The sequence below is a fragment of the Niallia sp. FSL R7-0271 genome (assembly GCF_038005785.1).
Taxonomy (GTDB): Bacteria; Bacillota; Bacilli; order Bacillales; family Cytobacillaceae; genus Niallia.
Genome location: NZ_JBBOTZ010000001.1, coordinates 2,472,434 through 2,498,477, shown reverse-complemented (window position 1 = coordinate 2,498,477; position 26,044 = coordinate 2,472,434). Strand labels below are relative to the sequence as shown.

Below are 26,044 nucleotides of genomic sequence, written 5' to 3'. Positions count from 1 at the left end.
AGTTCGGGAAAATCCGTGGTTACTTCCTCTATGAACGTTAAAGGGCATTCGGGAGAAGGCTTTGCTTTCTCTAATAGATTCCATGATGGGAACGCCTTCAGGAGTGGTGAATGAATGCAAGAGAACAGCAAGTTATTATATATCCGCAGTGCAAGGACAATATAACGCTGAAGTGAATGGGATAAGTATTAGAGTTATCAGAGAATTACACTGAGTTGGTTTTGTATCATTTATCTTTTGCATCTTCACGGAGATGATTTTTTGTTCTTATTGATAGCTGGCTAAAAACAAAAATCAAAATGGAGACAGCGCTACCCCAGGATTAATCTCCGGAAGAATCTGACCAACGGTTAAGAGCATAGTACTTTAATTGAAAATAAGGAGGTTTGATAATGAAAGCAGTTGTTATAGATCATATGTCAAAAATATATCCCGGGGGTAAAAAGGCGGTGGATAATATAAGCATCACTCTTGAGCAAGGTGAAGTTTTTGGATTTTTAGGCCCGAATGGTGCCGGAAAAACCACTACTATCAAAGTTTTGAATGGCATGCTCACACCTTCTGCGGGAAGCTGCCGGGTGTTAGGAATTGATCCGACTCTAAATCCAGAAAAAGTGCATGGTCTATCCGGTGTTGTGACGGAACATGCGCAGATGTATGACAATTTGACAGGGATTCAAAACCTCATTTTTTATGCCTCTGCATTCGGCAAAAGTTCTGGCCAGAGTGAAAGACACGCTGAATCTCTATTAGAAAAGTTGAATCTCTCGAATGCGAAAGATAAAAAACTAACCACCTATTCTACAGGTATGCGCCAACGGCTCTCCCTTGCTCGTGCGTTGATTCATCAACCCAAAGTCCTGTTTTTAGATGAACCTACCTCCGGGCTTGATCCTGAAAGTGCCCAAAGTGTCAACAAACTGATCCAAAGTCTTGCACGTGACAAAGGAATGACCATATTCTTATGTACCCATCAATTGCGCTATGCGCAGGAGGTTTGCACCTCATTTGGATTGATGAATCAGGGAACTTTACTCGCATCTGGAAGTCTTGAGCAGCTTCGTTCCAAGGTTATTTCCGGAATGAAAGTCAAGATAAAAGCCAGCAAGCTACCCGGCAGTCTGTCATATCGAAAAATAGGAGAACGGAATTTTGAAATGGATATTCAAACGGAAGAGGAAATCCCCCATATTGTCTCTAGCATCGTAGAAGAAGGTGGCGATGTTTACCATGTGTCAATGAAGCGTCCTTCGCTGGAGGATATCTATTTCAATTTAATTGAAAAAGAAAAGCAGAAGGAGACCATTAAATGATCAACGCAATGCAAAGAGCCATCATAAAAAAGGATTTACGAGGAATCACAAGTAACAAGCAAATGTTTTCCGTTATGTTGATTGTACCGCTGGTATTGACAGTCATCCTACCCTCGATATTTATCCTAGTCATACACTTTGTGCCAGAAGAAACAGCTGAATTTCAAAAGCTGTTAGAGATGCTTCCCCTTGCGGAACAGGCAGGCAACTTCAATCAGAATATAATAAAGCTTGTGCTGAACAACATTATGCCTGTATTCTTTTTAATCATTCCAATAATGGCTTCTTCTGTAATGGCGGCAAGTTCCATTGTCGGGGAGAAAGCAAATCGCACACTGGAAACGTTACTTTATTGCCCGCTTTCATTGCAGCAAATATTCCAATCAAAAATAATTGCTTCCTTTTTGATGAGCATGATTGTCTCGTTTACATCATTCTTCGCAATGATTCTTGTCATGGAAATTGAAATAGTTTTAACGACAGGCGCCATTATATTGCCTGACATTAGTTGGATGATTATCATGCTGCTTATATCTCCGGCCATCTCTTTGATTGCCATTACGCTAATTGTACGCGCATCTGCGAAAGCACAAACTGTGGAGGAAGCCCAGCAGCGCACAGTCTTCCTAGTCCTGCCGGTGATACTCCTCGTGGTTGGACAATTTACAGGATTACTGCTTGTAAGTATCTGGATTTTATTAGCTTTAGGAGTTGTGTTGGCATTGCTTGCGGCAATTCTTATGAAAGGCTCGAAGGAGAAATTTAGCTATGAATCTATTTTAAAATAGATGGTTAGATAAGAGGCATTTCAAATTAAGCAGCGTCAGCCCAAATTTGTCAAAGCAGCCATGATGCAATGGGAAGCGGAGTAACGGAGTTTACGCAAAAAAATAATATTGGAGCATAAGAACTCAGATATCCAATTTTATACCTAAATTACAAATCAAATTATTGAAAACATTGCTAGCGGTAAGCAACGGTGAAGGTAAGGTAATCCAAACTGTTCAAAGGGAGGCGAAGTATTAACATTAATCCTCATACCCAAGAAGTAATATAAAATCAAGGTTTACCAAATTGGAAAGGGAGGTCCTAAGCCTCCCTGTTTTCGTTTATGAAAACTGAAAATGTAAATTTTTTCATGAAAAGACAATTATAGTAGAAGGAACACGTAAAATGCCTTGTTAATTTGAGGACTTCGCTTAAAACAAGCTGTCGATTTATTGGTAAAAACAAAGTGAACATTATACAATAATTCAATAGACTAAAAAAAGGGGGGGAAGGGTATGCTTGTGTTGGTTGTTGTGGCAGTCATCCTGATGATCCTTGCAGGAATAGCATTGATTGTAAAGATGCATAAGAATGCAATGGAGGATAACATGAAATATGAGATGTTTTACTTTCCTAATTTTCCAATGACATTCAAGGAAATTACGATATTTTTCATTTCTGATATACATAGAAGGGAAGTATCTCCTGCCATTGTGGAGGAAGCAAAGGGAATTGCAGAGCTTGTTATTATTGGCGGAGATTTACTTGAAAAGGGCGTCCAGTTTGATACGGTCCGCAGTAATCTCAGAAAGCTTAAAGAAATTGGCCCCGTTTTTTTCGTATGGGGAAATAATGACTATGAAGCAGATATAGAAAAGCTGAAGGAGCTTTTTGCTGAAGAGAATGTAACGGTTCTTGATAATAGATCGGTTTCCTTTACATCTCCGAAAAAACAAAAATGGCATTTAGCTGGGATTGAAGACCGTTCCTTAGAACACGATGATTTAGAAATGGCTTTACAAGGCATCAAGAAATCTGATTTCAAAATACTTGTCAGTCATAATCCGAAAGTAATGGAAGATTTAACGGACGATGATGGAGTGACTTTAGTGCTGAGCGGTCATACTCACGGTGGACAAATTCGGATATTAGGGTTCGGTCCATATGAGAAAGGAACTACGAAGGTCATTGGGAAAACGACTATTCTAGTCAGCAATGGATACGGCACAACCTCCATACCGTTAAGGCTTGGAGCTAAGCCGGAAACGCATATTATTAAAATCCAGCATACTAAAGATAAACGAATCTAAATAATACAGACAAATCACCGTTTTCCTGCTTCATTCATACGCTACAGTAAGAGTTTTTTCAGATAGAAGCAGGAGGCATTGTCATGCGCTTAGAACGATTGAATCATAATAGAATAAAGATATACCTGACATTTGATGATCTGTATGAACGTGGACTGACGAAAGATGATATATGGAAAGACTCGATAAAATGGCAATATTTTTTTCATGAAATGCTCGAAGAAGCTAATGATATGTTTGATTTGGAAATACATGGTTCTGTTGCGGTGGAGATTTTCTCGATGAAGGCACAAGGAATGGTCATGATCTTGACGATGAACGAGGAAGAATTCCAAGATGAGGAACTGTTGGCAGAAGGGTTTTTGGAGATGCAGGTTACTGTTGAAGAAACTGTTGATATATTATATGAGTTCTCTGATCTTGAAGATGCCATTCAAGCATGTAAGGTGCTTTTTCAAGCAGGATTTTCCGGCGGAACATTCTCGAGCGCTGATGGCAAATATTACTTGTATTTTCCTGATATTCAGGCTGTCAAGGAAGCACAGGCAGCAGCAATCTTAAGTGAATTCGGTGAAGCAAGCATCAAGAGCATCCACATGATTGAGGAATACGGGTGTACAATCCAAAAGAAAAACGCGATTGAGATGATCAACCAATATTTTAAATGAAGACAAAATATAATGCTTTTTACTCGGTTTTTTCCCTCAAGCTCTTTTTTGGCCGCATTTTGCCAGTAAAGAGCTTTTTTGTATTTTCGCGGCCTTAAATTTACACGTAAAAAAATCAAAATCAGTTAACTTCATCATTGGTAATTTCGAGGAAAAATGATAAGATAATGATAAAGAATTATATCTTAATTCTTTATAGGTGTGTCAAGCAATCTCTATTTAGTAAAAAGAAAAGAATATGCCAAAAAAGTGTGAAAGATAAGGACAAAGTTGTATCTTTTTGAATATATTATAAAGGAGAGCATACTATAAAACATCTTTCCACAGTGGCAAGTCATTTTGATTAATTGGCTCTGTCCTGCATACCAAAAAAAGGTTATGCAACGGCTACAGAGACGATCCATTTATAAAAAAAGTTAGCAGCAATGAGTTCTTTATTGAGTGTACTTCGAGAAATGTACATACTATAATTTTAAAGTAAGTTAAAATGTATGTAGACAAAAAGGAAATGCTAGTCTTTAATGAGAATTTTGACCGTTAAAAATGATAATTTAACTTTGCAGTTTTTTAGGAGGATTCATTAAATGGTAGCCAAAAAGTCTAATGAAAAAAAGATTGTTGAAGAGCAACACGATGTTTTAAAATCAACACAAACGATCATTCATAAGGCATTGAATAAGCTAGGATATTCTGATGAGGTGTATGAACTACTGAAGGAACCGATCCGTATGATGACAGTGAAGATACCTGTAAGGATGGACGATGGCAGTGTGAAAATATTCACTGGCTACCGGGCACAGCATAATGATGCAGTCGGCCCAACAAAGGGAGGGATCAGATTCCACCCTCAAGTTACAGAAACAGAGGTAAAGGCACTTTCTATCTGGATGAGCCTAAAATGCGGAATTGTTGATCTTCCATATGGCGGCGGTAAAGGTGGAATTGTCTGCGATCCTCGAGACATGTCCTTCAGAGAGCTGGAGAGATTGAGCAGAGGCTATGTAAGAGCAATCAGTCAGATTGTCGGCCCGACAAAGGATATTCCTGCACCTGATGTTTTCACGAACTCACAAATAATGGCATGGATGATGGACGAGTACAGCAGAATTGATGAATTCAACTCTCCTGGCTTTATTACAGGCAAGCCTCTCGTACTAGGAGGCTCACATGGAAGGGAAACGGCAACTGCTAAAGGTGTGACAATCTGCATCCGAGAAGCGGCCAAGAGAAAAGGCATCGAAATTAAAGGAGCAAGAGTTGTTGTGCAAGGCTTTGGAAATGCAGGCAGCTTTTTAGCGAAATTTATGCATGATGCTGGTGCTAAGGTAATCGGAATTTCCGATGCATATGGTGCTTTGCATGATCCAAATGGTTTAGATATTGACTATCTTCTCGACAGAAGAGACAGCTTCGGAACGGTAACGAATTTATTTAACAATACGATTACAAACCAAGAGCTCTTGGAATTGGATTGTGATATATTGGTTCCTGCAGCAATTGAAAACCAAATCACTGAAAAAAATGCTCATAATATTAAAGCAAGCATTGTGGTAGAAGCGGCAAATGGGCCTACAACACTTGAAGCTACAACAATCTTGACGGAAAAAGGCATTCTTTTAGTGCCGGATGTATTAGCATCTGCAGGCGGTGTAACAGTTTCTTATTTTGAGTGGGTTCAGAACAATCAAGGCTTCTACTGGACTGAGGAAGAAGTCGAAGAAAAATTGGAAAAAGTTATGAGCAAATCATTTGAGAACATTTATGAAACAGCACAAATCCGCAGGGTGGATATGAGATTGGCTGCTTATATGGTCGGTGTTCGAAAAATGGCGGAAGCGTCAAGATTCCGCGGCTGGATTTAAGTTAGGATAACAAACTATTGTATAATAACCAAAAATCTCCTATGCTATAAATAGGAGATTTTTTTTCAGGTATTTACATATTTTGCTCATGCTGTGCATGAGAGTTGTATAGAAGTTAGGAGAGATTAACATGAACGAAGAACAAGCGATTATAATCGGTGCTGGGCCTTGTGGATTAGCTGCTGCTATCGCCTTGCAAAAAATCAACATTAACCCCCTTATCATTGAAAAGGGAAATGTGGTAAATGCGATACATGGATATCCAACTCACCAGACTTTTTTCAGCACGAGCGAAAAGCTGGAAATTGGGGATGTGGCCTTTCTTACTGAACAATATAAACCAAACCGAAATCAGGCGCTTGTGTATTATAGAGAAGTAGCAAAACGAAAAAATTTAAGGATTCATGCATATGAAGAAGTGCAGAATGTAACAAAGGAAAATAACCTGTTCAAATTGCAAACCTCAAAGGGAGAATACCGCGCCAATTACGTGATTGTCGCAACTGGGTATTATGACCACCCGAACTATATGAATGTACCAGGGGAGGATTTACCTAAGGTTAGCCACTATTTTAAGGAAGCGCACCCGTATTTTAATCATGATGTAACAGTAATCGGCGGAAAAAACTCAAGTGTGGATGCTGCGATTGAATTGGTGAAAGCAGGAGCCCGCGTAACGGTATTGTACAGAGGCACAGAATATTCAAGCAGCATTAAGCCGTGGATTCTTCCAGAGTTTGAAGCCCTTGTCAGAAACGGTGTTATAAAAATGGAATTTGCTTCAGAAGTGGTAGAAATTAAAGAAAAAACCTTAACGTATAAGAAGCAAGGTGAGAATAAGGAAATTGCGAATGATTTCGTGTTTGCGATGACTGGATATCATCCTGATCACGGATTTATTAAGAAGATGGGAGTCGAAATCGAAGCAGACTCTGGCAGGCCTGTATTTAATCCGGACACTATGGAAACGAATGTGGAAGGAATTTTCATCGCCGGGGTAATTGCAGCTGGCAATAATGCAAACGAAATATTTATTGAAAATGGCAGGTTCCATGGGGACCAGATAGCTGAAGCGATAGCGGCAAGAAAATAAGAATCCGCAAAAGTTCGCTGGCAAAAAAGGGAGAGGGAAAGAGCGAATGTTAGCCATACTATCCGCTGGTATTGCACCTGGCTTGGCGCTTTTAAGTTATTTTTATTTAAAAGATCAATATGAATCAGAACCGATAGCGCTAGTGTTTAGAGCATTTATAACAGGTGCTCTGCTTGTTTTTCCAATCATGTTTATCCAATATGTTCTTCGCGTCGAAGAAGCTGTTCCATCTCATTTATTGAATTCCTTTGTAACAACGAGCCTCTTAGAGGAGTTTTTCAAATGGTTTATTTTGTTCTTTACAGCTTATCAGCATATTGAGTTTGATGAACCATATGATGGAATCATTTATGGAGTGTCCATATCACTTGGCTTTGCGACTGTTGAAAACATTCTTTATCTTGTAGCAAATGGTGTGGAATATGCATTAGGAAGAGCCTTGCTGCCTGTATCAAGCCATGCTCTATTTGGTGTTATCATGGGCTATTACCTTGGTAAAGGGAAGTTTACTATGCCAAGAAGCAAATGGATCTTCTATTCCTTAATTGTACCGTTCATCCTACATGGGATTTACGATTATATATTAACATTTCAAAAAAATTGGCTTTTGTTCATTACGCCGTTCATGCTGTTTCTTTGGTGGCTTGGTTTGAGAAAAGTTAAAATGGCAAGAGAGCTGAGTCGGGAACATGTCAGCAAATATATGAATGCAAACCTATAGAGCGCGCATGAAAGGCCGTCTTTAGCCTTTTATAAAGCTTAAAATATGCGAATATATCCCTTGAAAAGAAAATGAAATTGTTCATTTTCTTTTTTTTTGCATAAAAACCAAGTGGCTACAAAAAATAGAGTCAATGACAAATAGTATTCACATCTGGGGGTAACACGCATGAATAAAAAGTTCTTAACGAAAATTTCTGTCGTAATTTCCGCCTGTATCATTCTAGCAACATTAGCGAATGTGGAGCATAAAGCGGAAGCGTTCTCGAATCAAGTGATTCAGCAAGGTGCTGTTGGAGATGATGTAATTGAATTGCAAGCAAGACTCCAATATATAGGATTTTACAATGGCAAAATTGATGGAGTCTTTGGCTGGAAAACATATTGGGCATTAAGAAACTTCCAATATGAATTCGGGCTGCCAATTGACGGACTGGCCGGCTGGCAAACAAAACTAAAGCTAGCTAAAGCATCAAAGTATAATGAGCAATTTGTAAAAGAACAAATTGACACCGGGAAAAAATTCTCACATTACGGTGGGACAGATTTAAATAAGCAAAAAACACCTTCTGCAAATAAAAACAAGGCTGGCAATGCAAATAAGTCAGGGACTTCTAATAAGTCAAACACAGGAACTAATACAAATAAGCCAGCAAATAATCAGCAAAAACCAGCAACACAAAAACCAGCAACAAAAAAGCAAACAAATCAATCAAAAGCAAATAACGCTGGAGCCAATAATAAAGCAAACACTAACAATAATGTCGCAAACAATAATACAAAGGCAACTCCGCCAAAAGCGAATGCTGGCGAATCGGTGAAGAAAAAAACGCCGACAGCTGCTAATGTTCCTAACGGTTTCTCACAGAATGATATTCAGCTAATGGCAAATGCCGTTTATGGAGAATCAAGAGGTGAGCCTTATATCGGTCAGGTTGCTGTTGCTTCTGTCATTCTTAACCGGGTGACTAGCCCTTCGTTTCCGAATACAGTATCAGGGGTTATCTTTGAACCAAGAGCGTTCACAGCTGTTGCAGATGGACAAATCTGGCTGACACCTAATGAGACGGCAAAACAAGCTGTCCTTGACGCTATAAATGGATGGGACCCTACAGGAAATGCTATCTATTATTTTAACCCAGCAACCGCAACTAGCGGTTGGATTTGGTCAAGACCGCAAATTAAGCAAATAGGCAAGCACATATTCTGTAAATAAAAGGGGTGAACGTTAAATGCTTAGAGGGATATTGATAGGTATTTTGACAATCGGAGTTGCAGGTGCAGCATTTTGGGGCTATCAAGAACATAAGGAAAAAAATGCAGTATTAATGAATGCTGAAAACAGCTATCAACGTGCTTTCCATGATCTTTCCTATCAAATAGATTTGCTTCATGATCAAATTGGAACAACACTTGCGATGAATTCACAAGAATCACTGTCTCCGTCACTGGCGGAAGTATGGAGAATAACTTCACAGGCCCATAGCGATGTTGGCCAGCTGCCGCTCACTTTATTGCCATTCAATAAGACAGAGGAATTTTTAGCAAATATCGGAGATTTCAGCTACCGGACTGCTGTCCGAAATTTAGATGATGAACCACTGTCCGATAAGGAATATAAATCATTGAAAAAGCTGTATGGAGATGCAAAGGATATTCAAGATGAATTGCGCAATGTGCAGCATCTAGTCCTAGAAAACAATTTACGCTGGATGGACGTTGAGATGGCCTTGGCAACGAATAAGCAAGGAGATAATACAATCATTGATGGTTTAAAAACTGTTGAGGACAAAGTAGATGGCTACCAAGAAACAAGCTTTGGCGTTACAAATGTTAATATGGAAAAAAAGGATGAAAACTTCAGCAGTTTAGAAGGAGAAGAAATCACGAAAAAAGAAGCGCAAAAAATCGCCGAAGATTATGCAGCATTTAAAGGTGATGTGGAAGTCAACATCACAGAGAATGGCAAAGGATCTGGATATGGATTTTACAGTGTCTCTCTTAAAGAAAAAGATACTGGAACAGAAGCAAATATGGATATTACCAAAAAGGGCGGATATCCAATCTGGTCGATTGTTTCAAGAGATGTTAAAAAACAAAAAATCAGTTTAAATGATGCTAGCAACAAGGCAACGGATTTTTTGAAACAGCATGACTTTAAAGACTTGGCATTATTTGAAAGTATGCAATATGACAATATCGGTGTCTTTACCTATGTAACAGAGGATAACGGGGTAAGAATTTATCCAGACAGCATTAAGATAAAAGTTGCTCTAGATAATGGGAATATTATCGGCTTTACTGCTGAAGATTACTTAAAACAGCATAAGAGTCGGGATTTTAAAGATCCCGCAATATCTAAGTCTGAGGCACAAAAGAAAATCAGCAAAAATGTTAACATTATGGAAGACGGATTGGCTGTTATTCTTAATGATTTAAACGATGAAGTATTATGCTATGAATTTATCGGCACATTGGATGATGATACGTATCGTATTTATATTAATGCTGATACTGGCACAGAAGAAAAAGTCGAAAAACTCAAAAATGCTGAACCTTTATATGATGACGTTGTTTAATAGTAAAAAAGCAGTAGGGGCATCTTGTTCCTTGCTGCTTTTTTACTACGTTTTTTTCTGTGGACTATTGATAAGGAAGATGTTTTTGCGATAATATAGGTAAAAAGAATTAATTCCTAATTAGCAAACGAAGAAAGCGTGGTACTATAGTGATAAATATCGGAGATACGTTAATATTAGAGCCAGCTCATAGTGAGAACTCAGAAAAATATAAATGCCGTTTAGTTGATAGAAAAGAAAATGAAATCTATATAGATTATCCCATCCATGCTGAAACAAAAAAGGCCGTCTTCTTGCTGAACGGAACACAGCTAAAGGTCAGCTTTGTTACAAGTCAAGGAGCGGTTTACATGTTCGACTCAGAAATTATCGGGAGAGAGAAGCAAAACAATATACCAATGCTTATCCTTCATTTCCCGAACAGTGACCAGTTTATTAAGATTCAGAGGAGAGAGTATGTCAGAGTAGAAACAAATGTGGATGTTGCCATCTCTTCTGACGACACAGAAGTGGCGCCGTTTGCGACAATAACAACAGACATAAGTGCAGGCGGAGCAGCCATTCTTGTGCCGGCAGGTTCTAATCTTAAGGCAGAGACCATTGTGTACACCAACTTTGTTTTGCCGATGCAAAACGGTGATTATTATTATTTAAAGGTGAAGGCAATCGTTAAAAAAATCATTAATTATAATGAAACACATAATAAAGCGCCGCTGGAATTTATCGAGGTAAGCGCAAATGACCGCCAGCTTTTCTTGCGTTTCTGTTTTGACCGTCAGCTTTCTTTCCGTAAGAAAGGACTGGAAATCTGAATAAACTCGATAAGATATTCCGATACTAAACAGGTAAAGTGAATTCGCCTGTTTAATATCAAAAAGGGCACAACAGAAATCGAGGTTAGTGGAAAATGAAGCGATTTGAACGGTTGTTGTTTAAGTTAATTGCCATCCAGTTGTTTTTTTTGCTAGCTGGTCAAATACTTCATCAAGTAAACATACTTCCAGAACTGCATCAGCTTGCCCAATATGAAGGGGTATCTAAGTCGAATTACACCTCCATTTTGGAAACACTCGGGCTTAGCCAGGAGTAGAGCTTGAAAAACCTTTCGATTTTAATCTGAAAGGTTTTTTTGTACTTGAAAATCAAATGTGAAAAAATAGTACGGATTTTAATAGGTTTAATCAACAAATTGGGATAGAAAATATGATAAAATAAAAACGGATAAAATTCTGTTCTAAGTAATTTCAAATTATATGTTGGATACTGGGATAGTGAAGGTTTTAGGAGGAAATATGAAAAAAATCAGCATTGCAATAGATGGACCGGCAGCTGCCGGAAAAAGCACAGTAGCCAAAATTGTAGCAGAACAACTAGGCTATATATATATCGATACTGGGGCGATGTACAGGGCGCTAACCTTAAAAGCCTTAAACACTGGGATTAACTTGGAGGACGAGGCAGCGTTAGAAAGTATGTTAGACAGTACGGCTATCGAGCTTTTCCCTGGTGAAAAGGGACAGAAAATTTTCTTGGACAGCGTCGACGTTACGGAAGATATCCGCAGAAGCAATGTGACAAATTCTGTGTCCATTGCAGCGAAGCATAAGTTAGTGCGTGAAGAGATGGTTCGCAGACAACAGGGGTTTGCAATCGGCGGAGGCGTGGTAATGGATGGTAGGGACATTGGAACACATGTCATCCCGCATGCTGAAGTAAAGGTGTTCTTACTTGCTTCAGTAGAGGAAAGAGCAGTTAGACGCCATACTGAAAATATTGCTAAAGGTTTTGAATCGGATTTGGAGCAGCTGAAGTCGGAAATAGCAGCAAGAGATAAATTAGATTCTGAACGAGAAGTGGCTCCGCTTAAAAAAGCAGAAGACGCAATCGAAATTGATACGACTTCTTTATCCATCAATGATGTGGTAGGCAAAATTATGGCATTGACAGAGGATAAGATTACAAACTGATTGCCGCTTATGCGGCTGTAAAGCGCGCTAGTGTTTCTTACTTGACAAATAATCACATTTATAAGAAGTTAGATAGAAGAAAATAAATTTTTATTATTCTATTAATTTTTTATGAAAGCTATATGGAATGAGCAATTATTGCATTATTTCATTAGAAAAGTTTAAGGAGGAGTACATATGTCTGAAGAATTAAATGATATCGTTGTTCATAACTACACAGTTGGGGACCGCGTAACAGGTAAAGTTACTAAGGTTGAAGAAAAACAAGTTATTATTGCCATCAGTGACAGTAAACTGGATGGTATTATTCCGATTAGCGAATTGTCCAGCCTTCATATTGAAAAAGCAGAAGATGTAGTTTCAGAAGGAGAAGAGCTTGATCTTCAAGTTATTAAAGTAGAAGAGGATGCTCTTGTTCTGTCTAAACGTAAAGTCGATGCTGAAAAAGCTTGGGAAAGCTTAGAAGAAAAGTTCAACTCTGGTGAAATCTTTGATGCAGAAGTGAAGGATGTAGTAAAAGGCGGGCTTGTCGTTGATTTAGGTGTGCGCGGTTTTGTTCCTGCATCGCTTGTAGAAGCACATTATGTGGAAGACTTCTCTGATTATAAAGGAAAAACTATTTCCTTTAAGATTGTAGAGCTTGAAAAGGATAAAAATCGTTTAATCCTTTCCCATAAGGCTGTTATTGAAGAAGAGAAAAGCAAGCAAAAACAAAACTTGCTTGAATCTTTGCAAGAAGGACAGACGCTTCAAGGGGTTGTTCAAAGAATAACTGACTTTGGTGCATTCGTAGACTTGGGCGGTATAGATGGTTTAGTGCATATCTCTCAGCTGTCACATGAGCATATCACTAACCCTTCAGATGTTGTTCAGGAAGGTCAAGAAGTCAATGTGAAAATCTTAAGCGTTGACCGCAATAATGACCGAATTTCCTTATCTATTAAAGATACATTGCCAGGACCGTGGGCAAATATCGCAGAAAAAGCGGAAAAAGGCAGTATTTTAGAAGGAACAGTTAAACGTATCGTTTCATATGGTGCATTCGTTGAAGTGTTCCCAGGGGTAGAAGGACTTGTCCATATTTCTCAAATCGCTCATAAGCATATCGGCACACCGCATGAAGTGCTTAAAGAAGGGCAAACAGTTCAAGTGAAGGTGCTTGATGTGAATGAAGAGGAACAGCGCCTTTCCTTAAACATCAAAGACTTGACGGAAAAAGAGCAAGAAGAAGATGAAGTATATGAGCTGCCAGAGGAATCAAAAGGGTTCCAATTAGGTGACATGATTGGCGAGCAATTGAAAAAACTAAAGCAGCAATAATTATATAGAGCTGTCCAAGAAGGGCAAACAGCTTCTCTAAAGGAGAACGTTGTTTGGTTATTCTTGGACAGCTCTTTTTAGTGTGTGTCAATCACTGGATTTATTATCGTTTAAGGCTCTGCCTTCACTAGGGCTTTGTAAACGTGTCGCCCCAGGATAATGGATAGCCTGGTCGCGGTCAGATTCGACGCGGTGGCTTTGTCTTAATTTCTTCTCTTGACGATCCTTTCCCACTTGTAACACCCCCTATCAATAGAATGATAAATAACACCCCACATTATGCAGAGGGATTTTGTCCAGCATTTGCCAAACCTTACTTTTCTAAGTTTAAAGTACATATTTAATTGACATAATGGAAAAAGTAGGAGAGTGAATAGTTATGGAAGGTAATATGTTTTTTTGGTTTGCTTGGATGCTCTGGTTAATACCCACTTTTTTTATGGAGAAAGATAATAATAATAGAAGTAAATACGCATCTTTTTTGCTTATTGCAATAATTTTATATCCTCATCATTTACCCTTTATGGGCATGGAAGTGTCTGTATTGCTGCTTGTCCAAATAGTGTCAGCTTTTATTTATGCTGCCAGGCTACGGACGTCCCAGCAGCTTTATATGGTGCTGACAGCCTTTATGACAATGCTTGCTTATTGCGCTTTGCAGCTTTTAAGCATTCTTGATCCAGTTTGGCTGTTAATAGATAAAGACGTCATGCTTGCAGTAATGCTTGCTATTTTAAGTGTGATGCTGCATCGTACAATGGCAACTCAGGGTTTAATGATCATTATAGGAAGTTCTGTTGGCGAAATGCTGTACGGATACTTGCTCCATTACTACAGGATGGACGAAAGAATTGGAACAGCGGCCTTTTTCGACAGTCTGCTCTTATGTATAGCCAGCATAACAGCGTGGAATATTGCTAAAGTTTTCCTTGCGAAATTGGAACAGCAAATATACTTAATCGAAAAGGAGAAGCAAAAACTATGATGACCACATTTACATATCCAATTCTATTTGGACTCATTATCGGAACAGCTTTACGCATGTTTATGCTTCGCACTGATTACAGGCAATACCCGACATATCTTCACGGCAAAATCATTCATGTTGCACTTGGATTCATAGCGGCAGGTCTAGGCACAGTTGCCATTCCCTCCATATTAGATAAAGACTTTACAGCTGTCACCTTTCTCACTGTCGCTGCCTCGCAATTTCGGGATGTCCGCAATATGGAAAGAAACACCTTAACAGAGCTTGACAGTTACGAGATGGTGCCACGTGGGAAAACGTATATCGAAGGAATAGCAATTGCATTTGAAAGCAGAAATTATCTTGTTATGTTTGCAAGCCTTTTGAGTACCTTTGGATTCATTACTTTCCATATATGGGGCGGAATTATAGCGGCAATTATATCGTTTTTTATCAGCAGGAAGCTCATGTCCGGCGGAAAGCTTCGCGATATTGTAACAATTGAATATGTGAAACCGAGATTTGAAGATGCTGGCTTGTATGTTGATAATATTTATATTATGAATATCGGGATACCAGCACGGCAGGAGGAAGTGCTGAAATACGGGATGGGATTTATCCTCACACCTAAAAACTTCAATGCCAGAACGACAATCGCAAATCTTGGGCAAAGACAGGCAATTCTGTACGATGTCTCGACTGCATTGGGAGTGTACCGCGATTCTGGAACACCAGCTTTAGTTCCTTTAGCAAAAAGAGACTTGGAGGATGGAAGGGTCGCTGTTTTTGTTTTGCCGCAGCATAATGACCCGGAAAAAGCGCTTGAGATTATTGGAGCAACTCCAACTCTTGAAAATGCCATCCGGATGCCGAGCAAAAGGCTGTTAAGAGAGGAAGAAGCACAGTGACGATTGAAAAGTATATATTGGCCGCTATAACAACGAAACCGGAAAAAGTAGCGCAAGGCACTGGCGTTTTTTATTGCAGCGACGTTAGTGAAATGGAAGTTGTAGCAACAAACTTGGAAGCTATTCTTGACGGGATTGCCCATAAAATCAGCGAAGATGTTTATATTATCGTCAAGCATTGAGCATTCAAGCAGTTAGTTTAGGACTGGCAAATCCCAGCATAGCTTAACAATTTTCTAGTACTTGCCTGTACAATGCTGCTCTGTTAAGATATATTAGTTAGGGGACTGCCTAAAAGCTTGGGCTAGCCCCTAATTGTTTTTAACGCTTTTGGACTGTGGCAAGCAGTATTGCGATCTTAGTTGACATGTCAGGCTGATTTAGAAGAGCTTGGAATAATAATTTACATAGTATTTGTTTGTGTAGACATAAAAGCATAAAAGACTATTTTGGAGTATGGAAGGGTGTAAGTAAGAATGGCGAAACCTGTAATAGCAATAGTAGGACGTCCTAACGTTGGAAAGTCTACTATTTTTAATAGAATTGTCGGGGAGAGAATCTCCATTGTTGAAGATATTCCTGGTGTAACAAGAGACAGAATATACAGCTCTGCAGAGTGGCTGAATCATGATTTTAACCTGATTGATACAGGCGGAATCGATATTGGCGATGAGCCTTTTTTAGAGCAAATCAGAGCACAGGCAGAGGTAGCAATTGACGAAGCTGATGTTATCATTTTCCTTACGAACGGCCGTGAAGGTGTAACAGCTGCCGACGAAGAGGTAGCAAAAATCCTCTATCGTGCAAAAAAACCAGTTGTTCTTGCTGTAAACAAAATTGATAACCCAGAGATGCGCGAACAAATCTATGATTTCTATTCGTTAGGATTTGGTGAGCCGATGCCGATTTCCGGATCTCACGGCTTAGGTTTAGGTGACTTATTAGATGAAGCTGCCAAGCATTTCCCAAACAGAGACACAAAAGACTATGCTGATGATGTCATTAAGTTTTCTTTAATCGGCCGTCCGAATGTAGGGAAATCGTCGCTTGTTAATGCAATGCTTGGAGAGGACCGCGTTATTGTCAGCAATATTGCCGGCACAACAAGAGATGCGATTGACTCAGAAGTTACTGTTAACGGTGAAAAATACGTAATCATTGATACAGCAGGTATGCGAAAAAAAGGGAAAGTGTATGAAAGTACTGAGAAATACAGTGTTCTTCGTGCATTAAGAGCGATTGAAAGATCAGATGTTGTTTTAGTTGTTATAGACGGGGAAGAAGGCATTATTGAACAAGACAAAAAAATCGCAGGCTATGCCCATGAAGCAGGCAGAGCGGTTATTATTGTTGTAAATAAATGGGATGCTGTCGAAAAAGACGAAAAAACAATGAAAACATTTGAACAAAACATCAGAGAGCATTTCTTATTCTTGGATTATGCACCGGTTGTGTTCTTGTCTGCTAAGACGAAAAAGCGGATTCATACATTGATTCCAATGATTAATATCGCCAGCCAAAATCATACTTTAAGGGTAGAGACAAGTGTATTGAATGATGTCATTATGGATGCTGTGGCGATGAATCCAACACCAACAGATAAAGGTAAACGTTTGAAGATTTACTATACTACTCAAGTAGCTGTTGGACCGCCAACATTTGTTGTATTTGTTAATGATCCAGAGCTGATGCATTTCTCCTATGAACGTTTCCTAGAAAACCGTATTAGAGATGCCTTTGGCTTCGAAGGAACACCAATTAGAATTTTTGCGCGTGAAAGAAAATAATAGAGGTGGATCGTAATGGGTAATCATAAAAAAATTGCAATGATCGGAGCCGGAAGCTGGGGGACAGCGCTTGCGTTAGTGCTTGCCGATAATGGACATACTGTCCATCTTTGGGGTAAAAATGGACAAGATATTGAAGAAATCAACAAAAATCATGTAAACAAACGATATCTTCCAGACATAAAGCTTTCGGAAAATATCATTGGATATACGTCCATGCAGGAAAGTTTAAAGGATGTCCATTATATTGTCTTATCTGTTCCTACAAAAGCGATGCGCGAAGTAATCCAACAAATTATACCTTTCTTAGATGAACCAAAAACATTCATTCATGTAAGCAAAGGGATTGAGCCAGGAACACTGCTTCGCATATCTGAAATAATGGAAGAAGAGATTCCGGAGCGTCTGTTAAAGAGCATTGTTGTCCTGTCAGGACCAAGCCATGCAGAGGAAGTAAGCTTGCGCCATTTGACGACAGTAACAGTTTCTTCTAAAAACATGGAGGAAGCAGAAAAAGTTCAGGACTTGTTCATTAATTCAAAATTCAGGGTTTATACGAATCCTGATATTGTCGGTGTGGAAATCGGTGGTGCACTAAAGAATATTATCGCAGTCTGTGCTGGAATTACAGATGGGCTAGGTTTTGGTGACAACGCCAAAGCTGCACTTATTACAAGAGGACTTGCAGAGATGGCGAGATTAGGAACAAAAATGGGTGCAAATCCCCTTACCTTCTCAGGATTAACCGGCATTGGTGATTTGATTGTGACCTGTACGAGTGTCCATTCAAGAAACTGGAGAGCTGGTAATTTGCTTGGAAAGGGCTGTCCCCTTGAAGAGGTTCTTGAGAACATGGGAATGGTTGTAGAAGGAATCAGAACAACTAAAGCAGGCCAACAGCTTTCTGAGAAATATGGCATTGAGATGCCGATTACGAATGCTTTATATGATGTGCTGTTTAATGGGAAGAATGCGAAGGAAGTAGTGGAAGGCTTAATGGCAAGGGATAAAACACATGAGATGGAAGACCTTGTGAACATACTTGCTTCCCAGTACGTAGAATAAGTCTTATACATCCTTTAGTGAGCTTTAAAAATCTGTTTTTCGAAATTTGTTACGATTATTAGGCATTTTATGGTGTGCGAATGATGTATTTATGCATACAATGCTTTGAAGCAACCTGGTGGAATGAACAGGTGATGGGTTATATAGTCATAAATCAAAGTAAAGGTTCCCCTGCTTTTACTTTGATTTTTTTTTGAATGAAAATGACTCTGTAGCTCCTATGTACACCGATAAAATAAATTTTTATAGAAATAGTCATAACCCTATCATTCATGTGTATATATGATTTAGAAGGGTTATTTTTTTTGGCGTGAATAAAAATCATAAAATAAGCTGAGCATTACTTTAACTTCTTTTATGATTTGCGATAAAGTCCGCTGATTATATGTTTTTTTACGAAGTAGTTTTTTAAGGAGAAGAAATCTTCCATAAAAAAAAGGGGGAATTTATAAAAGTAGTCATAATGAGATAGGACAACATCATAAATATATATTGTCTAATTGCATTAAATGGTTTTTGCTAATCTCTACACTAGGGAGAGTTCAGGAGGGGATCATTTGGAAAAGGTAAATATTTTTAAAGATATTGCCGAAAGAACTGGCGGTGATATTTACTTAGGTGTAGTGGGTGCTGTTCGAACAGGCAAGTCTACTTTCATAAAGAAGTTTATGGAATTGGTTGTTATTCCGAATATGGATAATGAAGGTGACCGTGCAAGAACAAAGGATGAATTGCCGCAAAGCGCGGCAGGTAAGACGATTATGACGACAGAGCCAAAGTTTGTTCCAAATCAGGCGGCATCTGTAACTGTGGATGAAGGATTGGATGTAAATATCCGATTAGTTGATTGTGTCGGCTACACGGTTCCAGGCGCGCAGGGTTATGAAGACGAAAATGGGCCTCGGATGATCAATACACCATGGTATGAAGAGCCAATTCCATTTCATGAAGCGGCTGAAATTGGTACAAGAAAGGTTATTCAGGAACATAGCACAATCGGTGTTGTCATTACAACAGATGGAACGATTGGCGATATACCGAGAAGTAATTACTTAGAAGCAGAAAACAGGGTTATTGAAGAGCTGAAGGAAGTCGGCAAGCCGTTTATTATGATTGTCAACAGCGCCCAGCCTTATCACCCTAATACAGAAAAGCTTCGCAGTGAACTATCAGAAAAATATGATATTCCAGTTATCGCAATGAGTGTTGAAAGCATGAGAGAATCAGATGTCCTTAATGTAATGAGAGAAGCACTGTTTGAGTTCCCAGTACTTGAAGTGAACGTAAACCTGCCGAGCTGGGTAATGGTTCTTCGGGAGAACCATTGGTTGCGTGACAACTATCAAGAGGCTGTGAAGGAAACAGTTAAAGATATTAAGAGACTGCGAGATGTCGATCGTGTTGTGCAGCAATTCAGCGACTTTGAATTTATCGATAAGGCTGGTCTTGCAGGAATTGAGATGGGGCAAGGTGTTGCCGAAATCGATTTGTACGCACCAGATGAGCTGTATGATGAAATTTTGAAAGAGATTGTTGGTGTGGAAATCAGAGGGAAAGATCATTTGCTTGAGCTAATGCAGGACTTTGCCCATGCAAAAACAGAGTATGACCAAATCTCAGATGCACTGAAAATGGTTAAACAAACAGGTTATGGCATTGCAGCACCATCCCTTATCGATATGAGCTTAGATGAGCCGGAAATCATCCGCCAAGGTTCAAGATTCGGTGTAAGATTAAAGGCTGTAGCACCATCTATCCACATGATTAAAGTGGATGTTGAGTCAGAATTTGCACCAATTATCGGTTCTGAGAAACAGAGTGAGGAACTTGTCAGATATTTGATGCAGGATTTTGAGGATGATCCATTATCCATCTGGAATTCGGATATTTTCGGAAGAAGCTTAAGCTCCATTGTTAGGGAAGGAATTCAAGCAAAGCTTTCACTTATGCCTGAAAATGCCCGCTACAAGCTGAAAGAGACACTTGAGCGTATCATCAATGAAGGCTCAGGAGGGCTTATTGCAATAATCTTATAGGAAACTCTCTTTGTGGGAGTTTCTTTTTTTTGCATGCGTTAACTTCTCCCTACTAAATAATAAGAACTGGGCTATTTCTCTTAATTTGTCAGTTTCGGATATGTATGTAAATTTATTGATTTAATATTACACTTTTATATCAAATGATGAAAAGATTGCTATCAATATATAAAATTTCTTGATATGCTCAAACGATTATGATAATCTTTTAAAGGAATCAGCGTCATTACAGCGATTAAAGCATTATGATATACATTATAAATGCTTGTCACGTTAGTAGTAGCATTATGGAACCCTATGATGCTGCAAAGGAAAAATATTCTTGATGACGTATATAATTCCGATAAATTGTTTACAAATAATGATATGAAACGATTTTTTAGGATTTATTTGAAACATTTGGGAGGAGGTGAAAGGCATGAACAAGACAGAATTAATTAACGCAGTTGCAGAAGCAAGCGAATTGTCTAAAAAAGACGCTACTAAAGCAGTTGATGCTGTTTTTGATACAATCTTGAATGCTTTAAAAGATGGCGATAAAGTACAACTTATCGGTTTTGGTAACTTTGAGGTACGTGAGCGTGCTGCTCGTAAAGGTCGCAACCCACAAACTGGTGAAGAAATCGAAATCGCAGCAAGCAAAGTTCCTGCTTTTAAACCAGGTAAAGCACTTAAAGACGCAGTGAAGTAATTTACATACATTGCATATTATTTCTCTAAAAACCGCGAATTACTCGCGGTTTTTTCTATTTATTAGCATATTTTCCAAAAGTTTAGCCAATGGCTTAATGGGAATTGAATAGAATTAACGGTATTCGTGGTGTTCATTCTTTTTATATGCTAATATGATTAAAGGAAATTGGATTGATAGCTTTGGGAGGAAAAAAAGAATGTCGAATGTTGATTTGGCCAAGATAGAAGATGCGGTAAAACAAATACTGGAAGCGATTGGGGAAGATCCTGAAAGAGAAGGATTGCTTGATACCCCAAAAAGAGTCGCCAAAATGTATAGTGATATTTTCTCAGGATTAAATGAGGATCCAAGAGAGTATTTTCATACTATTTTTGGGGAAGACCATGAGGAGCTTGTGCTTGTTAAAGACATTCCGCTGTACAGCATGTGTGAACATCATCTCGTTCCGTTTTATGGAGTTGCTCACGTAGCCTATATTCCTAGAAACGGAAAAGTAACGGGCTTGAGCAAATTAGCAAGAGCGGTTGAAGCTGTTGCGAAAAGACCGCAGCTGCAAGAGCGCATCACTTCAACAGTCGCTGATGCGATTCAAGAAATGCTTGATCCGCATGGTGTTATGGTCGTAGTTGAAGCAGAGCATATGTGCATGACAATGAGAGGCGTTAACAAGCCTGGTGCGAAGACAGTTACAACAGCTGTCCGCGGTAAGTATGCAGAAAATGCAGATGCCCGCACAGAGGTGCTGTCTTTAATTAAGTGACATAAAGGCTTGTCTTACAAGGCTTTTTAAGTGGTGTCAGCAAGCAAGTATGCTATAATAAGCTAGACTTTATACAAATATAATTTAGTTGTAATGTATATATAAAGAGAAATTTATGGGGGAACAAGGGTGATATTATGATGTTATTTCAAGAAATGGTGGAGAATGTGCGGGAAGAGGTATTACAAAAGATTGCTCATCCTTATCTTTTTAAGCATATTGATAATCCGATAATTGATGAAGACAAGCTTCTGCTTACCGTTTTTCTATTAAAGCAGGCTGACATAGATGACAGCCAAGTCATCACATATGCCACAACAACAATGCTTATTCAAATTGCCCTTGATACCCATGAGCTTGTAACCAATGACAGCGTTCATAAAGGAATAGAAAAGAACAGGCAGTTAACAATATTGGCCGGAGATTTTTACAGCGGTCAATATTACAAGCTGCTGGCAGACCTCGGAGATTATGAGATGATAAAAGTGTTTGCCGAAGCAATTAAAGAGGTTAACGAGAATAAGATGATTATCTATCAGCAAGCTTTTGCCGGACTTCCAGAATTGATAGATGCCATAGAAGCTGTTGAGTTTTCTATTTTAGATAAGCTTGTTGACCGTTTCCGCTTGCATAATTGGAGAACTTTTGCATTGTCGTTTCTATTTCTGAACAGAATGCTGCAAGACAGGAATACATATAACTTAACTGGGGATTCATTTTTATTCAGCATGCTGAATCGTCATAGTGGGGAGCTTGGCCGCCTTGCAGAGGATCAAGGATATCGTCTGTTCGATCCGGCAGTTCAAAAAGCGGCAGACAGCTTAACAGAAGCGCTTAAGAGCTATGCGCCTGATGAGGACAGCATCGGGGTCAGAACTGTGGCAGTTTTGGATAAAATCAAACAACAAATGTATGTGGAAGAAGGGTAAGAGCAATGCGGGAGCACCAATCAAAGGAAGAAAAAGTGCACCATGTATTCGAAAAGATATATGGCAATTACGATAAAATGAATACAGTAATCAGTTTTCAGCAGCATAAGATTTGGCGCAAAGAAACGATGAAAAGGATGAATGTTCCTAAAGGCGCAAAAGCTTTGGATGTTTGCTGCGGCACAGCGGACTGGACAATAAGTCTGGCAGATGCAGTCGGGTCAACTGGTGAAGTAATCGGACTTGATTTCAGCGAAAACATGCTGAGCATCGGCAAAGAGAAAACAAAGGATTATCAGCAAATCCAATTGATTCATGGCAATGCTATGGAGCTGCCGTTTGCTGATGACAGCTTTGATTTTGTGACAATCGGCTTTGGGCTGCGAAATGTTCCTGACTATCTGCAAGTGCTCAAGGAAATGAGAAGGGTAGTTAAACCGGGAGGCAAGGTTGTTTGTCTGGAAACATCTCAACCGACAATGCCTGTTTTTAAGCAAGGCTACTATTTCTATTTCCGGTTTGTGATGCCCCTGTTTGGAAAGATTTTCGCCAAAAGCTACAAGGAATACTCTTGGCTGCAGGAATCAGCTCAGGATTTTCCAGGAATGAAAGAGCTCGCTTCCCTTTTTGAAAAGGCAGGCTTGTCCAATGTGACGTATAAGGCATACAGCGGTGGCGTGGCTGCTGTGCATATCGGCTTTAAAGAAAAATAATGTCTGTATCTATTTTGTACAGCAGTTAAAGACGGGTGAGGCTTAAGTGAAATTAAAAATGATGTATTCATTTTTGAATTCTGATTTAGAATTAATAGAAAAAACACTGGAAGATACAGTGAATGCCAACACTTCTATATTGAGAGAGTCGTCGCTGCATCTTCTTAAAGCGGGCGGTAAGCGAATTAGGCCGATTTTTGTCCTGCTCGCTGGTCAAATTGGCAATTATGACATCCATGTCATTAAAAAGGCAGCAGTCGCACTCGAGTTGATTCATATGGCATCCCTTGTTCACGATGATGTTATCGATGACTCGGACTTGCGCAGAGGGCAACCGACGATTAAGGCGAAATGGGATAATAAAGTTGCTATGTATAGTGGTGATTATATTTTCGCTAAATCCCTTGAAATTATGAGTGAACTGGAAAAGCCGGATGCTCATAAAGTGTTGGCAGACACGATTGTTGAGGTTTGCCTCGGTGAAATTCAGCAAATTAAAGACAAATACCAGTTTGAACAAAATGTGAGGGATTACTTTCGCCGCATAAAAAGAAAAACAGCTCTGCTTATTTCTGCTAGTTCTTTAGTCGGGGCTATTGTGTCTGATGTGGAAGAGAAGCATCAGAAAAAACTACATAAATTCGGTTATTATGTTGGAATGTCTTATCAAATTATTGATGATATTCTTGATTTTGTCGGTACAGAAGAAGAACTAGGGAAGCCTGCTGGCGGCGACTTATTGCAAGGTAATATTACTTTGCCTGTTTTGTATGCAATGGAAAATGATGTTATCCGCCAAAAGGTAGAAACCGTTCATGAAGAGATGGACCGGGAAGATTTGTTAGAAATTATAAGCTTGATTAAGAGCTCTGATGCCATTGAACGCTCTATTAAGGTGAGCAATATGTATCTGCAAAAAGCACTTGATGCGCTTGTTGATCTTCCGAAGGGTAGAAGCAAAACTGCCCTCATCAATATAGCGAAGTACTTAGGGAAAAGGAAGTTTTAATATAAGCTTTGCATTGTCGCTTTATGTATGATATCGTTTTCATGAAATCATTTTTTCTTACTACTACATACATAGGAGTGAATCAAATGGAGAAAACGTTTTTGATGGTCAAACCAGATGGAGTGCAAAGAAATTTAATCGGCAAGATTGTAGAACGCTTTGAAAGCAAAGGCTTCCAGCTTGTTGGTGCCAAGTTAATGGTTGTGTCAGAGGAGCTTGCTAAAAAGCATTACCAAGAACATGTGGACAAGCCCTTCTTCATGGAGCTGGTTGATTTCATCACTTCAGGGCCTGTATTTGCTATGGTGTGGGCTGGCGAAGATGTGGTGGCAAAGGCTAGGCTCATGATGGGCAAGACAAATCCTATAGATGCTGCTGCCGGCACAATCCGCGGTGATTTTGCAGTAGTAATGAGAAAAAACGTGATTCATGGATCAGATGGTATAGAAAGCGCAGCTAGAGAAATCGGCTTATTTTTTAAAGAAGAAGAACTTGTTGAGTATAATAAGCTCAGCAATAATTGGGTTTATTAATGCCCCTTACATAATATAGGCTGCCCTTTGAGCAAGTACTTGCTCAAGGGCAGCTTTTTTATTGTTTGAAAAGTAGTATGATTGCTGCCGTAAACAAAAATAATAGGAATGTCTTGTCTTTTATTTAATAAGTAGCTGCTAAATAATTGCCCCATTTCTTATCATTATCGTTTATACTAGTAAAAAAGAAAAATTACTAGCAGCAGGATGCGAGGTTTCATTATGGAAAAAGACTATCAAGAATTTATCAGGAATTTTCAGCAAATTTCAGGCATCGATTTATCTCTCTACAAAGAAGCGCAAATGAAAAGAAGGTTAACCTCTCTATATGAAAAAAGAGGCTATCGGTCTTTTAAAGAATACTCTCAAGCAATAGGAAAGAATAAGGAGCTTCTCGAAGAATTACTGGACCGCATGACCATTAATGTTTCAGAATTTTACCGTAATTTCAGACGGTGGGAGGTGCTTGAGAATAAAATTCTGCCGACCTTGATTAAAGGCAGTTCTAGCTTGAAGGTTTGGAGTGCAGCATGTTCAACTGGTGAGGAGCCGTATACTCTCTCCATGATTCTATCAAACCACCTCCGTCCGACTAGCTTTCAAATTACTGCTACAGACCTTGATATTAATGCTATTGAACGAGCAAAGAAAGGCCTTTATGTGGAGCGCTCGTTAAATGAAGTTCCGATTGCGCAAAAACAGAAGCACTTTACCCAATCGGGAAGCATGTTTAAAATCAGCGAGGAAATTAAAAAGCCTGTGACATTTAAGCAACAAAACCTATTGTCTGATCCCTTTCAAGGGCCTTACGATCTAATTGTCTGCCGAAATGTCATGATTTACTTTACAGAGGAAGCGAAGGATATTTTATATCAGAAATTTGCGAATGCATTAAGACCTGGCGGCATATTTTTTGTCGGCAGCACAGAGCAAATTTTTAATCCTGGCAAGTATGGCTTTGAGACAGAAGATACATTTTTCTATAAAAAAGTATAAAAAATGCAGGTTTTTAGGATTTTTTACTATCCATATTCACGAACGTA

Annotated in this window: 27 protein-coding genes; 26 read left to right on the top strand and 1 reads right to left on the bottom strand. The window is 39.1% G+C overall.

Annotated elements, in window-relative coordinates:
* Positions 1-392 precede the first annotated feature (392 nt).
* The 13 genes from MKX82_RS12780 to rpsA all read left to right on the top strand — a co-directional run bounded on the left by MKX82_RS12780 (position 393) and on the right by rpsA (position 13,600).
* Positions 393-1,313: an ABC transporter ATP-binding protein gene (locus MKX82_RS12780; RefSeq protein ID WP_237941667.1), complete on the top strand. Its 921-nt coding sequence runs from the start codon at positions 393-395 to the stop codon at positions 1,311-1,313.
* A complete protein-coding gene (locus MKX82_RS12775) occupies positions 1,310-2,101 on the top strand; it encodes an ABC transporter permease (protein ID WP_341077604.1) in 792 nt (263 codons plus the stop codon). Before MKX82_RS12780 ends, MKX82_RS12775 begins: the two co-directional genes overlap by 4 nt.
* Positions 2,102-2,596: 495 nt before the next feature.
* Positions 2,597-3,391, top strand: coding sequence for a metallophosphoesterase (locus MKX82_RS12770; protein WP_251646257.1), 795 nt, complete (start codon positions 2,597-2,599; stop codon positions 3,389-3,391).
* Positions 3,392-3,474: 83 nt separating this feature from the next.
* Complete coding sequence (locus MKX82_RS12765; protein WP_233313335.1) at positions 3,475-4,059, top strand: adaptor protein MecA; 585 nt, start codon at positions 3,475-3,477, stop codon at positions 4,057-4,059.
* Between the two features lie 584 nt (positions 4,060-4,643).
* The gene (locus MKX82_RS12760) at positions 4,644-5,921 is read left to right on the top strand and encodes a Glu/Leu/Phe/Val family dehydrogenase (protein WP_233313336.1); all 1,278 of its coding nucleotides are present in this window, start codon (positions 4,644-4,646) and stop codon (positions 5,919-5,921) included.
* A 130-nt stretch (positions 5,922-6,051) separates the two neighbouring features.
* Positions 6,052-7,014 (top strand): YpdA family putative bacillithiol disulfide reductase, encoded by a 963-nt coding sequence (locus tag MKX82_RS12755; RefSeq protein WP_233313337.1) that lies wholly within the window; start codon positions 6,052-6,054, stop codon positions 7,012-7,014.
* Between the two features lie 46 nt (positions 7,015-7,060).
* Entirely contained in the window at positions 7,061-7,735 is a 675-nt protein-coding gene (gene prsW, locus MKX82_RS12750) for a glutamic-type intramembrane protease PrsW (RefSeq protein WP_251646259.1), read from the top strand.
* A gap of 168 nt (positions 7,736-7,903) precedes the next feature.
* The gene (sleB, locus tag MKX82_RS12745; RefSeq protein ID WP_341077599.1) at positions 7,904-8,950 is read left to right on the top strand and encodes a spore cortex-lytic enzyme; all 1,047 of its coding nucleotides are present in this window, start codon (positions 7,904-7,906) and stop codon (positions 8,948-8,950) included.
* A 16-nt stretch (positions 8,951-8,966) separates the two neighbouring features.
* Positions 8,967-10,313, top strand: a complete 1,347-nt coding sequence (ypeB, locus tag MKX82_RS12740; RefSeq protein WP_251646261.1) for a germination protein YpeB — start codon at positions 8,967-8,969, stop codon at positions 10,311-10,313.
* Positions 10,314-10,462: 149 nt separating this feature from the next.
* Positions 10,463-11,125 carry a flagellar brake protein gene (locus MKX82_RS12735; RefSeq protein ID WP_233313341.1) on the top strand — a complete coding sequence of 221 codons (663 nt, stop codon included), beginning with the start codon at positions 10,463-10,465 and terminating at the stop codon, positions 11,123-11,125.
* 95 nt (positions 11,126-11,220) lie between these two features.
* Positions 11,221-11,403, top strand: coding sequence for a YpfB family protein (locus MKX82_RS12730; RefSeq protein ID WP_233313342.1), 183 nt, complete (start codon positions 11,221-11,223; stop codon positions 11,401-11,403).
* A 202-nt stretch (positions 11,404-11,605) separates the two neighbouring features.
* Entirely contained in the window at positions 11,606-12,280 is a 675-nt protein-coding gene (gene cmk / locus MKX82_RS12725) for a (d)CMP kinase (RefSeq protein ID WP_233313343.1), read from the top strand.
* A 177-nt stretch (positions 12,281-12,457) separates the two neighbouring features.
* Complete coding sequence (rpsA, locus tag MKX82_RS12720; protein WP_233313344.1) at positions 12,458-13,600, top strand: 30S ribosomal protein S1; 1,143 nt, start codon at positions 12,458-12,460, stop codon at positions 13,598-13,600.
* 87 nt (positions 13,601-13,687) lie between these two features.
* Here the strand turns inward: rpsA and MKX82_RS12715 are convergent, their stop codons facing one another.
* The gene (locus MKX82_RS12715) at positions 13,688-13,834 is read right to left on the bottom strand and encodes a YpzI family protein (protein WP_233313345.1); all 147 of its coding nucleotides are present in this window, start codon (positions 13,832-13,834) and stop codon (positions 13,688-13,690) included.
* A gap of 145 nt (positions 13,835-13,979) precedes the next feature.
* Between MKX82_RS12715 and MKX82_RS12710 the strand changes: the two genes are divergently transcribed.
* The 13 genes from MKX82_RS12710 (at position 13,980) to MKX82_RS12650 (ending at position 25,997) form a co-directional block, all read left to right on the top strand.
* The gene (locus MKX82_RS12710) at positions 13,980-14,585 is read left to right on the top strand and encodes a YphA family membrane protein (RefSeq protein WP_237941662.1); all 606 of its coding nucleotides are present in this window, start codon (positions 13,980-13,982) and stop codon (positions 14,583-14,585) included.
* Positions 14,585-15,475, top strand: coding sequence for a YIEGIA family protein (locus MKX82_RS12705; RefSeq protein ID WP_233314720.1), 891 nt, complete (start codon positions 14,585-14,587; stop codon positions 15,473-15,475). The genes MKX82_RS12710 and MKX82_RS12705 overlap by 1 nt, the downstream gene beginning before the upstream one ends.
* The gene (locus MKX82_RS12700) at positions 15,472-15,657 is read left to right on the top strand and encodes a capping complex subunit for YIEGIA (protein WP_233313347.1); all 186 of its coding nucleotides are present in this window, start codon (positions 15,472-15,474) and stop codon (positions 15,655-15,657) included. The genes MKX82_RS12705 and MKX82_RS12700 overlap by 4 nt, the downstream gene beginning before the upstream one ends.
* A gap of 294 nt (positions 15,658-15,951) precedes the next feature.
* A complete protein-coding gene (gene der, locus MKX82_RS12695; protein ID WP_233313348.1) occupies positions 15,952-17,262 on the top strand; it encodes a ribosome biogenesis GTPase Der in 1,311 nt (436 codons plus the stop codon).
* A gap of 15 nt (positions 17,263-17,277) precedes the next feature.
* The gene (locus MKX82_RS12690; RefSeq protein ID WP_233313349.1) at positions 17,278-18,327 is read left to right on the top strand and encodes an NAD(P)H-dependent glycerol-3-phosphate dehydrogenase; all 1,050 of its coding nucleotides are present in this window, start codon (positions 17,278-17,280) and stop codon (positions 18,325-18,327) included.
* A gap of 557 nt (positions 18,328-18,884) precedes the next feature.
* Complete coding sequence (spoIVA, locus tag MKX82_RS12685; protein WP_233313350.1) at positions 18,885-20,363, top strand: stage IV sporulation protein A; 1,479 nt, start codon at positions 18,885-18,887, stop codon at positions 20,361-20,363.
* A 418-nt stretch (positions 20,364-20,781) separates the two neighbouring features.
* Positions 20,782-21,054, top strand: a complete 273-nt coding sequence (locus MKX82_RS12680) for an HU family DNA-binding protein (RefSeq protein WP_016203034.1) — start codon at positions 20,782-20,784, stop codon at positions 21,052-21,054.
* Positions 21,055-21,253: 199 nt separating this feature from the next.
* A complete protein-coding gene (gene folE, locus MKX82_RS12675; protein WP_233313351.1) occupies positions 21,254-21,817 on the top strand; it encodes a GTP cyclohydrolase I FolE in 564 nt (187 codons plus the stop codon).
* A gap of 137 nt (positions 21,818-21,954) precedes the next feature.
* Positions 21,955-22,746 carry a heptaprenyl diphosphate synthase component 1 gene (locus MKX82_RS12670; RefSeq protein WP_251646269.1) on the top strand — a complete coding sequence of 264 codons (792 nt, stop codon included), beginning with the start codon at positions 21,955-21,957 and terminating at the stop codon, positions 22,744-22,746.
* 5 nt (positions 22,747-22,751) lie between these two features.
* Positions 22,752-23,459, top strand: a complete 708-nt coding sequence (locus MKX82_RS12665) for a demethylmenaquinone methyltransferase (protein WP_341077579.1) — start codon at positions 22,752-22,754, stop codon at positions 23,457-23,459.
* 46 nt (positions 23,460-23,505) lie between these two features.
* Positions 23,506-24,468, top strand: a complete 963-nt coding sequence (gene hepT, locus MKX82_RS12660; RefSeq protein WP_233313354.1) for a heptaprenyl diphosphate synthase component II — start codon at positions 23,506-23,508, stop codon at positions 24,466-24,468.
* 86 nt (positions 24,469-24,554) lie between these two features.
* Positions 24,555-25,001 carry a nucleoside-diphosphate kinase gene (ndk, locus tag MKX82_RS12655; RefSeq protein ID WP_233313356.1) on the top strand — a complete coding sequence of 149 codons (447 nt, stop codon included), beginning with the start codon at positions 24,555-24,557 and terminating at the stop codon, positions 24,999-25,001.
* 222 nt (positions 25,002-25,223) lie between these two features.
* Positions 25,224-25,997: a CheR family methyltransferase gene (locus tag MKX82_RS12650; RefSeq protein WP_233313357.1), complete on the top strand. Its 774-nt coding sequence runs from the start codon at positions 25,224-25,226 to the stop codon at positions 25,995-25,997.
* The last annotated feature ends 47 nt before the right edge of the window (positions 25,998-26,044 follow it).

Bases quoted from the DNA above. Each gene is read 5' to 3' on its own strand.
- MKX82_RS12780 (WP_237941667.1), top strand. From the start codon at position 393: ATGAAAGCAGTTGTTATAGATCATATGTCAAAAATATATCCCGGGGGT.
- MKX82_RS12775 (WP_341077604.1), top strand. From the start codon at position 1,310: ATGATCAACGCAATGCAAAGAGCCATCATAAAAAAGGATTTACGAGGA.
- MKX82_RS12770 (WP_251646257.1), top strand. From the start codon at position 2,597: ATGCTTGTGTTGGTTGTTGTGGCAGTCATCCTGATGATCCTTGCAGGA.
- MKX82_RS12765 (WP_233313335.1), top strand. From the start codon at position 3,475: ATGCGCTTAGAACGATTGAATCATAATAGAATAAAGATATACCTGACA.
- MKX82_RS12760 (WP_233313336.1), top strand. From the start codon at position 4,644: ATGGTAGCCAAAAAGTCTAATGAAAAAAAGATTGTTGAAGAGCAACAC.
- MKX82_RS12755 (WP_233313337.1), top strand. From the start codon at position 6,052: ATGAACGAAGAACAAGCGATTATAATCGGTGCTGGGCCTTGTGGATTA.
- prsW (WP_251646259.1), top strand. From the start codon at position 7,061: ATGTTAGCCATACTATCCGCTGGTATTGCACCTGGCTTGGCGCTTTTA.
- sleB (WP_341077599.1), top strand. From the start codon at position 7,904: ATGAATAAAAAGTTCTTAACGAAAATTTCTGTCGTAATTTCCGCCTGT.
- ypeB (WP_251646261.1), top strand. From the start codon at position 8,967: ATGCTTAGAGGGATATTGATAGGTATTTTGACAATCGGAGTTGCAGGT.
- MKX82_RS12730 (WP_233313342.1), top strand. From the start codon at position 11,221: ATGAAGCGATTTGAACGGTTGTTGTTTAAGTTAATTGCCATCCAGTTG.
- cmk (WP_233313343.1), top strand. From the start codon at position 11,606: ATGAAAAAAATCAGCATTGCAATAGATGGACCGGCAGCTGCCGGAAAA.
- rpsA (WP_233313344.1), top strand. From the start codon at position 12,458: ATGTCTGAAGAATTAAATGATATCGTTGTTCATAACTACACAGTTGGG.
- MKX82_RS12710 (WP_237941662.1), top strand. From the start codon at position 13,980: ATGGAAGGTAATATGTTTTTTTGGTTTGCTTGGATGCTCTGGTTAATA.
- MKX82_RS12705 (WP_233314720.1), top strand. From the start codon at position 14,585: ATGACCACATTTACATATCCAATTCTATTTGGACTCATTATCGGAACA.
- der (WP_233313348.1), top strand. From the start codon at position 15,952: ATGGCGAAACCTGTAATAGCAATAGTAGGACGTCCTAACGTTGGAAAG.
- MKX82_RS12690 (WP_233313349.1), top strand. From the start codon at position 17,278: ATGGGTAATCATAAAAAAATTGCAATGATCGGAGCCGGAAGCTGGGGG.
- MKX82_RS12680 (WP_016203034.1), top strand. From the start codon at position 20,782: ATGAACAAGACAGAATTAATTAACGCAGTTGCAGAAGCAAGCGAATTG.
- folE (WP_233313351.1), top strand. From the start codon at position 21,254: ATGTCGAATGTTGATTTGGCCAAGATAGAAGATGCGGTAAAACAAATA.
- MKX82_RS12670 (WP_251646269.1), top strand. From the start codon at position 21,955: ATGATGTTATTTCAAGAAATGGTGGAGAATGTGCGGGAAGAGGTATTA.
- MKX82_RS12665 (WP_341077579.1), top strand. From the start codon at position 22,752: ATGCGGGAGCACCAATCAAAGGAAGAAAAAGTGCACCATGTATTCGAA.
- ndk (WP_233313356.1), top strand. From the start codon at position 24,555: ATGGAGAAAACGTTTTTGATGGTCAAACCAGATGGAGTGCAAAGAAAT.
- MKX82_RS12650 (WP_233313357.1), top strand. From the start codon at position 25,224: ATGGAAAAAGACTATCAAGAATTTATCAGGAATTTTCAGCAAATTTCA.